Origin of the sequence: Metabacillus sp. 22489 (genome assembly GCF_052044855.1) — a bacterium.
Classification (GTDB): Bacteria; Bacillota; Bacilli; order Bacillales; family Bacillaceae; genus Metabacillus; species Metabacillus niabensis.
Map to the genome: position 1 here is coordinate 151,954 of NZ_JBQENT010000001.1, position 16,147 is coordinate 168,100.

Below are 16,147 nucleotides of genomic sequence, written 5' to 3' on the forward strand. Positions count from 1 at the left end.
GTTTCGGATAGATTCCTCTTAATTTTCCTACTCTTGAATAAAATAAGAAGCAACAAAGACTGCTGGTGAATTCCAATAGATCGTGACTTCATTTGTCGCATAGCTATCCTCATGATCAGCAAAGCATTTTGCCGGTGGTTCTCCTTGGAGATGCTCTTTCACATAATCATCCTGTAATCCGCTATTTGGTCCACCTGAGACGAAGCCTGGTATAGGAGCTGTTACTTCATCAGCAACAGATGGACGATGATGTGGATTCATCACACTATGCTCACCAAACCCTGTAACATAACTTAGATTCATTGGATTTCTTCCTAATAAATAGTGAAGATGAGCCTTTGCACATTCGACATAGTTAATTTTATTTACAAAATGATTTGCCAATAGTAAAATCATCGCATGATTTAATAAAACCATATTGCTTCCCCATATATAATCTTCATTTGTAAGTGAGATACAATATTGGTTCTTTTGCGAAATTTCAAGAAAATGCTCAGCGGTTTCTACTAATCCTTGCAGTAGAGAATCGTAAATATGACTATCGGTATTCGCTTTATTTAATAATAAATAACTAATTGTTCCATATCCTCCGACATCAGCCCAGCCTAATTCATATTTTAATTCTGTTTCGGAAAGCAATTGTTTAAATTTTTTATGGTAAATTTCATCTCCAGTTGTTTTATAAAGTTCTGCTGCTGCCCAATAACGTTCATCACTATCTATCTCATCCCCATATTCACCCGTTTTGATTTGTTCGGGGTTTTTAAAGCTAGGATAATGTTCATGATTTTCTAACCATTTCCATGCAATTGTTGCACTTTCAATGCACCGTTTTGAAAATTCCTGATCAAATGGTTGATAAATCCGACTCGCCAACGCCATAATCGCAGCAAAACTACCTGTTGCAGTCGCTGAAATTGGTGAAAAATATAAATTTGCCCGATCTTCTTCAGGCATCGTTTTTAATGGTGGGAAATTAAAAGTTGTTAGTTTATGAAAAACTCCACCTGTTAATTCGTCTTGCATTTTAAATAACCATTCTAATTCGTAGCGGCATTCAAGAAGGATATCAGGAATTTTGCCATCGGATTCAGGGATTGGTATTTGCCTGTCAAATGCAGCTGGAAATAATTCATAAGCGAGCAATAAATCTGCCAGTGCTTTTGCAGCTGCAACTGTATATTTTCCATAATCACCTGCATCATGCCATCCACCACTACTATCACGTACACGATGTGGTTCATTATAAACAATTCCTTTTGCAGTGTGACATGCTTTATGGTTCCATGGACCTGCGTACGACTCATCTAAATCTATCCCACAGCGCAAAAAGTAGAAAGCTTTTAATAAACCGGTATGTAAATCAAGATAAGGTTTCTCGGAGATAGAAAACGTTGAGGAATAGCTATCATTGAATAAGATTTGATAGTTTCCTATTGTCGTAACTGAAGAAAAATCACCTAATGAAACGTACTCACCACTTGCTTCATCAAAGCCTGCGATACCAGCTTCCCCTTCAAATACAACCTGTTTATGATCATTCACTACTTGAAAAATGCCCCCTTTCCCTTTGAACATTGCAAGCTTTTTGTCTTTCACTGCATAGCCTACCTGATCAACTACAATTAAACCGTTTACATTTCCTCTCATTTCATTTTCCCCTTTACAAAAAAATACGAATTTTCCGTTTTGAATCCGTTTCTAAATATAAATAAATCATCGTTATTTATTAGTTTTTTATAGTTTACCATTTTTTGTGTAAAAGAGAATTGTTTTATCAAAAAAAGCGGTTTGATAATGAAAGAGTTTGAGTTTTACTGATTATATTGTATTTGACTGTTTTTTAGGAGTATTCATCTATAACTGCATTTCCTTATTTCGTTCCTATTTTCTTAATTTAAGAGGATATTGCTGCTATTTTTCTTTTTAAAACAAAAAATGGGAGTGACTAAAAAAGGGTCTGTCCCCTTCAACAAACACCGATATATATAGTAAACTAACCACATCATTAGTCTATATATAGTGTTTGAAGGGGCTGTTCCTTATGTTTTAAGCCACCCTCACTTCCTTTAATTTAATTGGTTTATGATTTGAGTGATATCTTCAGCCGGTAGCGGTTTGCTAAACAAATACCCTTGGGCTATATGACAGTTATGGGTTTTGAGAACTTGTAACTGTTCATTTGTTTCGACACCCTCTGCAATAGCCTTTAACCCTAAATTATGCGCCATAAGTAAAATCGTGGTTGCAATGTTTTCATCACTCTTACTTTTTGTCATATCACGAATAAAGGATTGATCAATTTTTAAATAATCAATTGGGAAAGTTTTCAAATAGTTTAATGAGCTATAGCCTGTTCCGAAATCATCAATTGAAATTGTAAGGCCTAAGTCCTTTAAATCATGTAAAATAATCGTTGCAGTTTCAACATCCATAGTCATACTTTCAGTTATTTCAACTGTAAGCTGTGCTGGATTGATTTTCGTTTCATCAATAATCCGTTTGATCATTGAAATAAGATTTACTTGATAGAATTGGCGAATTGATAAGTTTACGGATAGTGTAAGATCTCCGAATCCTAAGTTCTCCCAATTTTTAATTTGTTTACATGCGTTTCGAAGAACCCACTCACCAATTGGTACAATGAGACCAATTTCTTCAGCTATTGGAATAAATTTGCTCGGAGGCACCAATCCTAACATAGGATGATTCCACCTAATAAGTGCTTCAACACCTGTCATTTTGTTATTAGTAAGGTCAATGATTGGCTGATAATGGAGAGAAAATTCCTCTTTGTCCATCGCTTTTCTTAACTCGTTTTCTATTTCTAATCGTTCAAATTCCTTTTTATCTAATACTTCATCGTAAAATTGATAATTATTACGACCTCGCTTTTTTGCTTGATACATTGCCATATCAGCCTTTCTTAGCAATTCATCTTTATCCTGTCCATCAACTGGATGTAAGCTAATGCCAATACTCGGTGTAACAAATATTTCGTTTCCATTTATCATAAACGGTTTAGACAATACATCAATGATTCTTTCAGCAATATCAGCTATTTCGCTTTTAGATACACCTTCTAGTAGTATCGTAAATTCGTCGCCACCTTGTCGTGAAAACGTATCAATCTTACGTATACACCCCTTTAATAGCTGAGAAACCTCTTTTAAAAGTAAATCACCAATATTATGTCCGAGTGAATCATTAATCACTTTAAAACGGTCTAAATCAATATATAATAAGCCTAGTAGATTGTTTTCAAGTTGATTATTTTCGATTGCACGTTTTACACGTAGATCAAAAAGTCTACGATTTGGTAAACCGGTTAACGCATCATGATAAGCCATAAAATTGATTTTTTCTTCAGAAATGAAATGTTGGATAACTAAATTTGTAAGATATGCTGCTTTTTCAATTGTTTTCCGATCATGTTCATTTGGAGTTGTCGGTTTATCATAATACATGGCAAAAACACCTAATACATTTTTCGAATTATCGAAAACAGGTAAAGACCAGCAAGCCTTTAAATTATGTTTAAGCGCATATTCCTTATAATTTTCCCATAATGGGTCTGTTTCGATATCCTCCACAATAATGATCTTCTTTAAATATGCAGCAGTTCCGCATGAACCGCTATTATTGCCAATAGTAATATTCGAAATGAAATTTGTATATTCCTCTGGTAAATTAGGTGACGAATAATGAATAAGCTTTGTTCCGCTTTTATCGACTAAAGATATCGAGCACGTTCCCCCATGTGAAACTTTTTCAATAACATGAATGATTTCATTTAATACATCTTTAATTGGATAGCCCTTTGCTAACATTTCTAATACCTTATTTTGACCATTAAGTAATGTTTGCAAATGATTTATTTCAGTAATATTTTTAGCTATCCCGCCAACACCATATATTTTATTATCAATATAAATCGGTACACATGTAACCGACAAATCAATTCGAGAACCATCTTTTAATTTTATTGTTGTATTAAATCGTTCACTATTCCCGTTTTTAACACTTTTAAAAAAACGCCGTGTATTTGCGATACATTGCTCTTCTATTAAAGAAATAAATGGTACATTGTGAATTTCATCCTTTGTTAGTCCTGTTAATTGTAAGGCAGCATCATTAAATAAAAGAACATTCCCGTTTAAATCTAAAATATAACAAGCATCAGGATTATGAGAAAATATTGATTCATACATATCAAATAAGCACGTTTGATCTATTGGAAATTTCATACTTACACCAATCTTCCTAAAGAGCATAGTAATATGCTCCATCATACTATAGGAATGATAATCTAGCATTATTTAAATGTATATTTCCAAGGTGGAAAAACGCACCAAAAAAGGGGACAGTCTACTCATCCTGTCCCCTTTTAGAGTTTTACGCTCGTGCTCTTTTTCTCATAATAGAATATATCGCTATTCCTATCATTAATAGAATTGCTCCAGCTAACAAAATCGTATAATAATCAGTTGCTGTATTTGGCAATTGAATACCTGTTACCTTATCATTGGTTAAAGATGAGGTGTTTGAATGAATTGAACCATTTTTACTTGGCTTTTCATCGTTATCCCCTTTCACATCATCTTTCGGATTTTCGTTATCTTTATCATTGGCGTCATTGTTATTTCCAGATCCATTGTTATTGTTGTCCTTATCTTGTGGATTTTTATCACCATTTCCGTTATTATCATGGTCATTTCCACCGTTGTTATTATTTCCATCATGATCTTGCCCATCATCATCGTTGTTGCCATCATTGTCATGATCATTTCCGCCATCGTCATGATCATCACCATCTTGGTTGTCCGGTGGAGTCACGTCTGACGTTGTAAAGCGATAAATGTCAGACTTTCTTGTTGCACCATATTCATCAGTAATATTCATATACCAATAATATGTTTTATTTGGCTCGAGGTTTTTCCATTCGGTTGTTGCAAAATCACCTGATGCGACATCTTTATCAGTACCAATCGTCTTTTCAGAATAAATATTGACACTGAAATAATCGGTTGCTACTCGTTTGTTGATATCATTGAATGTAAAGTTTTCTGTAAAGCTTTCATCCTCAGGTGCAAAGAAATCATAATCATCTAATATTGGTGAGTACGTCTTAATATCGACTGTTCCGGCAATTGGATCAAATGTTAGTAAACGGACATAACCGTCTCCGCCATTAGGCCCACCTTGATAGTCTGCAAGCATTTCTAATACTTCTCTAGTAGTACCATCTTTATTTGGAATTTTTGAGATTCGTTTCGTTACCCCATGATAATGGCCACCAATAACCATCTTTACGTTTTCGTTCGGTACGATAATTTTATCAAAGACATTTTGTGACATATTTGACAATGTTGCATTATATTCGAGATATGCATGCATGCCAATAATTGCATTTCTGTCAGCATGTTTTTGTAATACTTCATTTGCCCACGCGATCGTTTCTGGTGTATCCTCTGTTCCAAATCCTAAATAAAGGATAATAAAGTCATGGCCACCAAATGACATAAGGTCATAATGATTTCGGTTATTATCCATCGATCCACCGTACCATGGATTGTTTTCAAAACGATCAGCACCTACATATTTATGGTAGTAAGTATAGTCAATCCCATCAATAATCGAATCATGGTTTCCTGCCAATACTCCATAAGGGACTTTCGCTTCGTCTAATTTTTTTAGATTGCGGTCAGCAACAAGCCATTGCTCATCACTATTTGCAACATTGACTAAATCACCTGTATGAATCGCATAATCAAACAAACCATTATTGTATTCATCGACTATCCAGTCACCTAATGAATCAAAAATATGTGGGTAAGATTCAGCATAATACTGGGTATCCGTCCACCAAAGCATCGTAAATGGATCGTTTGGATTTTTTATTTCATCCTGTACCATCGCTTGAATTTTACCATCTTTTACAAACTTATCCTTATCAATTTCTACACTTAATACGATATCAGATCCGTTCGTATCACCTGTTGCTGATTTTAATGCTACCCATTTATTTAGGTCATTATCCCAGCCATATAGGGTTACGATTCGGTTTGGTAATGTTTTTCCCTTCCAATAAAGTTCAACAGTATCCTTTTCTGATAGTTGTTCTGACACTTCCACTTCAAAGCGATGATATGGAAAGCCCATTGTTGAGTCATTAACGAGATAATTCCCATCCTCATACGCGATCTTCGTTTTATCAGCGTCAGTTAATAATGTTTCACCCTCAGAAGTTATTGTTAATGGTGGTTCTCTATCTGCGACATTAGAGAAGCCTGAAATTCCGTCTTCCCTAGCAAAGTCATATTTATCTCCTTCAAGGAAGGTTACATCCATTTTATCTCCGCTAGGGTCAATAACCTTAGCTTTTAATGTAGCTGTGCTAGATATTTCTGCAGCAAAGTAATTTGGTGATAGATCAGTAGGATCTTCAGGCAATTCAGTTCCGATAACAAAATTTGTTGATAACGTTTCTTTATTACCTGCACCATCAAAAGCAGTTACGGTTAGTTCGTGATTACCTGGTGCAAGATTTGCTGAGGATGTTTTATAAGGTAATTCTATTGCCTCTCCATCTAATTCTGCCTCAATTTTAGAAATACCCGAAAGGTTATCAACTGCCTCAACAGTGAATGTTAAATGTCCTTTTAACAAGTCACCCTCTTCTATTTGCTTGCCATTATTTTTTATTCCGTTAATTTCTGGGTTCGTATTATCAACGGTAATATGAATGGATTCTGTTTTCGTATCATTTACATTAACATCAAGCTGATAGGTACCATCAGCATATTTAGTCGTATCGAATGCAGTATATCTTGCGGTTAGTGCTTCTTCAGGTAAATCAAAAATGAAATCACGCTTCAATGGTTTGTTTAGATTTGTATTTGTTGGAGCATTACCATCACCTAGCGGATAATAAATATTTTCGCTATAAGCTAATTCAGATTGTGTTAAATTTCCAAGATAGTTATGAATTTTTACTGGCTTTATCATTTTTCCATTTGGTAAAACGAGATGAAGATTCATAACCTCTAAGTCATCAAAATTTGTTTTATTAAAATGCTCCTCGTGTACATCTAAATCGTAAGGAACATTTTCACTACCGGCATGAATCGAAACGAGACGATCCTTAATAAAATAGGTTGGTGCCATTTCATACGTATACATCGCACCTTCTAAATATTTAGGATAGATTCTTGTAAAATACTCTCTTTCACCATATGAATTGATTGCACTAGCAGATGTTTGGTAAATATGGTCGATACCACGTGCTTGGAAACCTAGCTGGACATTTCCCGGAAGTGCTGGTGTCATTTCAAGAATCTGATTATGAATGCTGACCTTAATATCGTCAGTTGCGTTTTTGCCATAAGCAAATAAGTCAACTGTTTGATTAATAACCTCTCCATTTTTAATCGATAATCCGGAGGTTGGTATCGGTTGTTCTTGACCTTGCTCAATAACAGAAAATGAATTTCCCCTTGAATTATATGGAACCTTCGTTAGATTTCCACTCGCATCTTCCCCGACTAACATATAACGATAGCTACCTAACTCGGATATCGTTATTGTTGCTTCATATACATAACGATTGTTTTGTTCTTCCTTTAACTCCATTTTTACACGGTTTGTAAATTCTGTTAGCTCATTTTCAGCTGTTCCATAGATGAATTCTGCATTTTCTAATTTCTCATGACTTGTCATTGTAATGACGGTAGCTGTGTTTTGCTTAAGCGTATAGAATGGTTGGTCGTGTTCAATCAATGGAGATATGACATCTAAATTAGCTACTGAAGGTACTTGTCCTTCATCAATGCTACCCGGATTAGAAAAATCTCTAGTCTCGATACGTTCCATTGTTTTACCTTTTTCTGGGTAACGATACACAACAGCGCTATTTCTAACATCATTGATTAAGCGATCAGCACTATCAACATTTGAAGCATCATACCAAGCCTCAACAACGATATCATTTACACTATCAGAGCTAGAAATGGCGAAGCCGCGATGCAATGAGTTTGGTAAATTAAATTCTGTTGAAGCCGTATTGTCATAGATGATTACGTCATCTTCACTTAGGCTTGAATTATAATGAATATTAAAGTCATGAACCGTTGTATATCCATCACGTATTGCTTCTTTTGCAAACCAGATGACTGCCGTACTATATGGTTCAATGCTTGTATCTTGAGAAATTGTCCATTTTTTAGGTAATGGAGAATTATTTGGGTATAAATAAAACAGCGTATATCCTTTTAAATTTAATACTTCATCTGAATTATTATATATCTCCAAAAATTCGTATTGATTTCCGCTTCCTTTTCGATAATCACCTGATGGATTTGGTACTAATTCTGTAATTAAAATGTTAGGTGTTTCTTCCTTTTCTTCAAACCCTTCAATTTTTACATGGAAATGTTCTGAAGTAACTGATGATTCTTGATCGCTTGCTTCGATAAAATATTCGATTGGACTTGAAACGAATTGTTCACTCGGAACTGTATAATAATATTGTCCGTTTTCTCCTATTTCCATTGGCACTTCAGTAAATTCACTATATGAATTTAAGCGGTAAAATAGGTTTACTGTTAATGGATCACGATCTGCATCATCTACACTTGTCATAATTGTTAAATTTTCTGTACGATCAATTACTGAAACTGGACTATGTGTAATGACAGGTTCCTTATTAGTCGTTGGAACAAGCTGTTCATCTAATATGATACCTGGTGTAGGAGTTGACTTTTTATGTAGTGCATCTAATAAAGTACCAGTCTTAGGAACTCTTGTTTGAAGGCTTTTTCCATCAGCAACATCGTCACTTGTGTAAAATACTTCACTCATAATCGTATCGTTCAGCTTATCTGTTATAAGGAAACCGCGGTCATTATTTGCAAGACCGTCCTGACCTCTTGCCATAAAAACTTGAATATTTTCAGGAATGTTATAGTACTTTCTAAAATCAGCTTCAGTAAGACTTGCAGCGTCACCTGTAATAGCTGTGCTCGTGCGTTCAATCCACAAGACAGCTGAGCTTTTTGCTGGAATAATTACGTTCTCATTTTTTGCATCATCCACTGCAGTGACCTTTAATTGTTTCGTGTTTGAAACATAGTTATATCTTAGGTTATATGTAGAATTAAAGTCTAAATCATTTTCACTTGCGTTATAGATTTCTATAAATTCAAATAAATCATTTTCTCCTGCCCCATTAATATGGCTATTTGATTTATCATTCGGGTAAACCTCAGTAATTATAATTGGGAATTTTTCATCTTGCTCTGGTTGTTCGGGTTGCTCTGGTTCTTGAGGTTGCTCTGGTTGTTCGGGTTCTTGAGGCTCTTGAGGTACTTCAGGTAATTCTGGGTTATCCGGCTGCTCAGGCTGTTCGGATGGAACTATCTTAACGGTAAACGTTTCTGACTTTTTTAACACTTTGCTATCGCTGACTTCAAAATAATATTGGAGTGTTTCTCCATTTAATTCAGTTGAAGGGATTGTATAGGTGTAAATTCCATCAGTTCCCTCTATAAAATCGACTGTTTTGAATTCATTATCATTTAGTTTATAGGACAGCTTAGCAGTTAAGGGATCTAAGTTTTTGTCAGAAATTGTTGCTTGGATTTGCAAATCGTTACCTTGTTTTATTTCCTGTATTGGCTGATGAGAAATCGTTGGCTCTTCATTAATCGCTGGTTGTAGCTGTTCAGATAAAACAACTCCAGCAGAAGGTTTTGCTTTTTTCAAAAATGATCCAACAGTTGCATGATCATTCGCTAGCTTTGTATGGTAGCTTAACCCATCACCAACGTCTTCTGCTGTATAGTGTATATGACTAATTATCTGATTGTTGTCATGTTTGGATGTAATATAAAAACCGCGATCACTATTGTTAAGTCCATCCTGACCCTTTAGCATATACACAGGTACATTTTCTGGGATATTGTGGTATTCTCTAAAATCCTGTTCTGTTAGATTTGCTGCAGCTCCAGTAATTTTACTGCTTGTACGTTCTACCCATAAAACTGCGGAGCTATTTGCGGGTATGATAATTTCACTGTTAACTGCTTGATCTGTTCCAGATACAATTAAATCCTTTTGATTTGTTATGTAATCATATCGTATTTTATATTGCTCGTTAAAATCTACTTGTTCATCTGTTTGATTATAGATTTCTATAAATTCAAAAAGATCGTTATCTCCAGCACCCTCAATATGAGGATTTGCCTTATCATTCGGGTACACTTCAGTAAAAACTAATGGCATTTCTTGTTCCGTTATTGCTTGAGTTTGAATATCCTCATTTTGAATTGCATGGCCTACATTTGCAAATGGTGTTATAAGTAATAGTATTGATAGACTAATAGATAGTACTTTCCGAATCATTTTTCACCTCTCCTTTAAAAATAAGCTATATTTTTGTAGAAAAAAATTACTTTCTTACTATGTTTATTTTTTCTATCAATCCTCCAATCTAACATCCTCAGTTATTCGAACCAATAAACATTTTATAGTGTGAGTATGTTGAATTTATGGTAAAAATGTAAAGTTTTAGTTAATATTTTGTCGAAAAGAGTGAAATTTGTAATGATTTTTTAAGTGTAGGAAGAAGGAGATGTGTCATAGGTTTGTTTAAAAAGATATTAAAGAACTATCGTCCATTATTAGCTAAAATGTTTTGTTTTCTATGTGAAGTTTTTTATTATTCAGTTGTTAGACAATTCCCCTTATCGTTTTTGAATTGATGAATCGAAACGTCAAACTGAGTTTTTACGGAAAATTTATGAAAGTCTGGTAGATTCTTTTACAAACTTAACGTAAAATCAGCATAAATAAAGAATAATAAACTAAGAGTAGTAATAAAAATACATTGCTTGAAAGGAAGGATTTTATGTTCGAACAAGGATTTTTGGAGGAAGCCATTCAAGAAGCAATCAAAAATGTTGAGAATAATCATGGCGGTCCATTCGGAGCAATTGTTGTAAAAAATGGTGAAATTATCGGAAGAGGAAGTAATGTTGTAACAGCAACAAACGATCCAAGCGCACATGCAGAAATTCAGGCAATTCGTGACGCATGCCGTTATTTAAATCATTTTCAGCTAGAGGATTGTGAGATTTATTCCAGCTGTGAGCCATGTCCAATGTGCATTGGTGCGATTTATTGGGCAAGACCTAAAGCAGTCTATTATGCTTGTTCTAAGGAGGATGCTGCAAAAATCGGCTTTGACGATAAGTTTATTTACGAACAGCTAGCATTGCCAACCGAGCAAAGACAAATTACTATGAAACAACTGACAATACCACAAGCAAGCATACCTTTCAAATTGTGGGGACATTCTACTACTAAAATTAATTATTAATCTTAATGGAAATGTTGGTGATGTGAGTGATAAATACACTTAAAAAAAGAATTTCTGTAGCTGCTGGAAAAGTGCCTGCAGATATAGTTATAAAGAATGGCAAAATCATTGATGTTTTCACTGGTGAAATGACCGAAGGCGATATTGCAATCGCTGATGGGTATTTTGCAGGGATTGGCGATTATATCGGGATTGAAACCATTGATGCAAAAGGTCGTATAGTTTCTCCTACATTTATTGATGGTCATGTTCATATTGAGTCTTCGATGTTAATTCCATCAGAATTTGCTAAAGTCCTTCTCGCTCATGGTGTAACAACTGCTATTTGTGATCCTCATGAGATTGCAAATGTGTTAGGAAGAGAAGGGATTCAATATATGTTAGATTCAAGTGAAAATCTCCCTTTTGATTTTTTCTTTATGCTTCCTTCCTGTGTTCCAGCAACTCAATTTGAACATTCTGGAGCAGTTCTAAAAGCAGAGGATTTAAAAAACTTTTACAATCATCCTCGTGTCCTTGGACTTGCAGAAGTCATGAATTTCCCTGCTGTCGAAAATGCAGAAAATGATATGCTTGAAAAAATTTCTCATGCAAGGACATTTGGAAAGAAAATCGATGGGCATGCTGCAGGGCTTTCTGCTAATGAATTAAATGTATATTTGTCTGCATTTATTCGCACTGATCATGAAAGTACAACACTAGAAGAAGCAAAAGAACGATTAAAAAGAGGCATGTACTTGATGATTCGTGAAGGAACTGTTGCGAAGGATCTTAAACAACTAATTAATGTTGTAACTGAACGGAACTCTAGACGTTGTTTATTTGTGACAGATGACAAGCATTTAAATGATTTGATCAGTCAAGGTAGTATTGATCATAATGTAAGACTAGCTATCTCGTCAGGATTAAACCCTATTACAGCAATTCAAATGGCTACAATTAATGCTGCAGAATGTTTTGGTCTAGAAACAAAAGGTGCCATTGCCCCTGGCTATCAAGCAGACTTTATTCTATTAGAAGATTTGAATTCAATTAAGATTTCTGAAGTTTATAAGGATGGGAAGCTTGTTTTCAAAAATGAACAACTCATATCCTTTCCACAAAAAGAACATATGGCCTCACTCCAACGTTTGCAAAATACAGTTCGTTTTCACGAATTGTCAGAGAATGATTTGCAAATTCAAGTTAAAACGATGAAAGCCAATATAATCGAGATTATTCCAAATAGTTTAATAACGAAGCATAAAGTTGAAAATGTCGATGTTTCAAAAGGAAATTACTTTATTCCATCGATAAAAAATGACCAATTAAAGCTTGCTGTAATTGAACGGCATCGAGGGACAAAAGCTATTGGATTAGGGATTGTCAAAGGACTCGGTATACAGTCAGGTGCCATTGCGACAACGATAGCCCATGATTCTCATAATTTAGTGATTGCAGGTACAAATGACAAGGATATGTTGCTTGCAGCAAAAGAAATACGGGATATGCAAGGCGGACTTGTAATCATTCAAGAAGAAAAAATTCTAGCTTCATTGCCTTTAACGATTGCTGGATTAATGTCTGAGCGTCCTTTTCAAGAAATCAACAAGGAATTATCGAAAATCCATCATGCTCTCACAAAAATTGGTGCAAAATCTGATTTTAATCCTTTTTTAACTTTATCCTTTTTAACTTTACCAGTGATTCCTGAACTAAAGCTTACTGATACGGGTCTTTTTCATGTATCTTCCTTTAAGCATATTGATGTAGCTACAATTTAAACGAAAATAAGATCCTGCTTACAAGGGTCTGCCCCCATAAAGACAGGATCTTATTTTATCGATTTATTCTACAGTTATTTCCTCTTTAATATTCCAGCCTTGTAAATACTCTCTAGTTTGATAGAGCATTTTATTTAGTAGCTCTTTCGCATCATCAGGGCTGATTTGTACAAGAGGATCTTGAACAAATGCTTGAAATGCAAGTGATTTATCCTTTGTTAATGCTGCTTGAAGTGTTGTTTCTTGATTACGAATATGTAGTGATACCATATTTTCAATCGGTGTTGGTAATTTTCCAGCACAAATTGGTTTGATGCTATTATTTCTAAAAATAGCATTCGTTTCTACAACTGCATCAAATGGAAGTCCTTCGATTTGTCCTCGATTAGGCAAATTCACATTTGTCACAAGATCACCTAACCCAAGCAATGCTTTAATCATCTCAATTCCCTCTTCACCTGTTTCATGAAGGATGAATTCTTCCTTACCTTCAGTAAGTCTTCTTCCTTTTTCAAGTAATTCTTGCTTATTGTCGATTCGCCATTGTACCTTAGTTAGTCCGAATTTCCATTTCTTCACTTTCTCAGGGCTTTGTAAATACCAGGAGGCTGGCATGAATTCAGCTAAATGTCTGTCACCTGCAGCTGCAATTAAGCCAAACTTTTTAAATAAATCAAATTTCACACGCTGGGCCGATGAAAAATGATCATTCATCCAATGTCCCTTTTCATTACCTTCAAAGCCAGTCTCGTGATACTTATCAACAAATTGCTTATATAATGGAAATAAATCAATTCCTAAGTATGATGCTTCATCAATCCATGTAAAATGATTGATTCCAAGAACATTTACTTTTATATCCTTATATGAAACATTTTTTATGTCTAACATCTCTTCTACCATTGAAGCTAATAGCTTTTGAGTTCCAAATACTTCATGACAGCAGCCTATTGCTTTAATCTCAGGGAAAGTTTCATATAAGGTTCTTACACATAGGCTCATAGGATTCGTATAATTAATTACCCATGCTTTTGGTGCAAACTCTTTTATTTGATTAGCAATTTCAACAAAAATCGGAATGGTACGCAATGCGCGAACTAATCCACCAGGTCCAATCGTATCTCCAACAGACTGATAAATTCCGTATTTTTCAGGCTCATGTACATCTGACATCATTTCAGAAAATGTCCCAGGCAAAATGGAAATAATGACAAAATCAGCATCGACAAGAGCTTCTTCCATCGTTTTGACTGCTTGATACTTCCATTTGCCGACAACATCATCTCGCTCATATAGACGATTTCCGATCATTTCATTTTGAAGTGCTGCATCATAATTTAAATCATAAAGCTTTACTGTGCCAGATAAATTTTTTTCTAATGCAAGATCACTCATTAAGCCCCAAGCCCAGCCTCTTGAGCCACCGCCAATATAAGCAATATTAAGATTTTTCCCCAATGTTAACGTGTTCATTTTTGTCCTCCCTTTATTTTTTAAACTTTTAATGATGAGTTCATCCTCGAAGATTATATGGTGTTTTTAAGGCGAATTGGTCTATTTTCTACTAGTGTTATATAGTTGGAATTAACCTTATGATAAAAACTAACACCTGCCTTATAAGATGCTATTAACAAATTGAATGCTTAAAATTTCAACATTGTTAACGTGTTCATTTTTGTTCATACTTTTATTTAAGAATGATGTTAATCTTCGAAGATTACGTCTCTTGATTACTTAATTCGTTATCTAACGCAGTAATCCTTCCTTTGCTTTCAATTATTTTTATAAATTTAGGACGTTCATTCGGTGAATTTATGTTAACTTTATAAGAAATTAGATATATTCCTTATCCCCGATTGTCTTATTCGATAATCCAAATAAAAAAAGACTGTCAATGGTCAAATTCGACATAAGACAGTCCCTTTTCGTGCAATCATATTGTTATTTTCCGTCGACTATTTCCTTTAGGATTTCATAAGATCGTTTTTGTTTTGCGGGATCATAAATATATGATACAGCCATAATTTCATCAACATTATATTTTTCTTGGAAATTTGACAATTGTTCTTTTACCGATTCCTTACTACCTAGTAATGTCACACTTGACATTGATGTAGCCATTTCTCTTTCTGCAGGACTCCAAATTTGATCCATACTTTCAACTGGTGGTTGTAATGGTGATTGTGAACCGCGAACAACATTTAAGAAAAATTGCTGCATTGTCGTTGATTCACGTTTTGCATCTTCATCTGTTTCTGCCGCGATAACATTTAAACATACCATCATATATGGTGAATCTAAATATTCAGATGGCTGGAATCTGCTTCGATAAATTGAAATCGCGTCCTCCATATATCTTGGGGCAAAATGAGAAGCAAACACGTAAGGTAAGCCTAATTTAGCAGCTAAATAAGCTGAATCAGTTGAAGAACCAAGAATATAAATTGGGATATTTGTGTCAACTCCTGGATATGCCTTCACATAGCTTTGTTTCTCTTCCGGTCCGAAATATGTAAGTAATGAGTTTACGTCATCAGGAAACGTATAGACAGAATCATTTTGTGAACGTCTTAGTGCACTTGCAGTCATCATATCGGTACCAGGTGCGCGGCCAAGTCCTAAGTCTAATCGGTTTGGATAAATGGTGGCCATTGTCCCAAATTGTTCAGCGACAACTAATGGAGAATGATTTGGTAGCATGACACCACCAGAACCAACGCGAATTGATTTTGTATGCTCTAACGTATGCTTGATCAAAATAGCAGTTGCTGAGCTAACAAGTGTTGGAGTATTGTGATGCTCTGCAATCCAATAGCGTTTATAACCCATCTCCTCAGTCGCTTGTGCTAAATCAACCATCGCATCAATTGCATCTTTTGGTTCCTGACCCTTTCGAATCGGTGCAAGATTTAAGACTGAAACAGGTATATTAATATTTATCATCGTAATTAATCCTTTCCATTTCAAGATATATCACTATAGTAACAAGTGATCGTCTAGAAACAAA

7 protein-coding genes are annotated in these 16,147 nt (G+C 34.9%); 2 read left to right on the forward strand and 5 right to left on the reverse strand.

Annotated features, from left to right (window positions below; all coding sequences use genetic code 11):
• Positions 1-27: 27 nt before the first annotated feature.
• The 3 genes from ACTJJ9_RS00720 to ACTJJ9_RS00730 form a co-directional block, all read right to left on the reverse strand.
• The gene (locus tag ACTJJ9_RS00720; RefSeq protein WP_145581023.1) at positions 28-1,650 is read right to left on the reverse strand and encodes a glycoside hydrolase family 9 protein; all 1,623 of its coding nucleotides are present in this window, start codon (positions 1,648-1,650) and stop codon (positions 28-30) included.
• A gap of 419 nt (positions 1,651-2,069) precedes the next feature.
• Positions 2,070-4,274: an EAL domain-containing protein gene (locus ACTJJ9_RS00725; protein ID WP_440768349.1), complete on the reverse strand. Its 2,205-nt coding sequence runs from the start codon at positions 4,272-4,274 to the stop codon at positions 2,070-2,072.
• A gap of 121 nt (positions 4,275-4,395) precedes the next feature.
• A complete protein-coding gene (locus ACTJJ9_RS00730; protein WP_440768350.1) occupies positions 4,396-10,401 on the reverse strand; it encodes a lamin tail domain-containing protein in 6,006 nt (2,001 codons plus the stop codon).
• Between the two features lie 505 nt (positions 10,402-10,906).
• On the opposite strand from ACTJJ9_RS00730, the gene ACTJJ9_RS00735 reads away from it, so the two are divergent.
• Complete coding sequence (locus tag ACTJJ9_RS00735; protein ID WP_095300121.1) at positions 10,907-11,377, forward strand: nucleoside deaminase; 471 nt, start codon at positions 10,907-10,909, stop codon at positions 11,375-11,377.
• Between the two features lie 26 nt (positions 11,378-11,403).
• Positions 11,404-13,140, forward strand: a complete 1,737-nt coding sequence (gene ade, locus ACTJJ9_RS00740) for an adenine deaminase (RefSeq protein ID WP_145581026.1) — start codon at positions 11,404-11,406, stop codon at positions 13,138-13,140.
• A 63-nt stretch (positions 13,141-13,203) separates the two neighbouring features.
• Here the strand turns inward: ade and ACTJJ9_RS00745 are convergent, their stop codons facing one another.
• Together ACTJJ9_RS00745 and ACTJJ9_RS00750 are read right to left on the reverse strand one after the other, a co-directional pair.
• Positions 13,204-14,613: a family 4 glycosyl hydrolase gene (locus ACTJJ9_RS00745; protein WP_145581027.1), complete on the reverse strand. Its 1,410-nt coding sequence runs from the start codon at positions 14,611-14,613 to the stop codon at positions 13,204-13,206.
• 468 nt (positions 14,614-15,081) lie between these two features.
• Positions 15,082-16,083, reverse strand: coding sequence for an LLM class flavin-dependent oxidoreductase (locus tag ACTJJ9_RS00750; RefSeq protein ID WP_145581028.1), 1,002 nt, complete (start codon positions 16,081-16,083; stop codon positions 15,082-15,084).
• Positions 16,084-16,147: the final 64 nt, after the last annotated feature.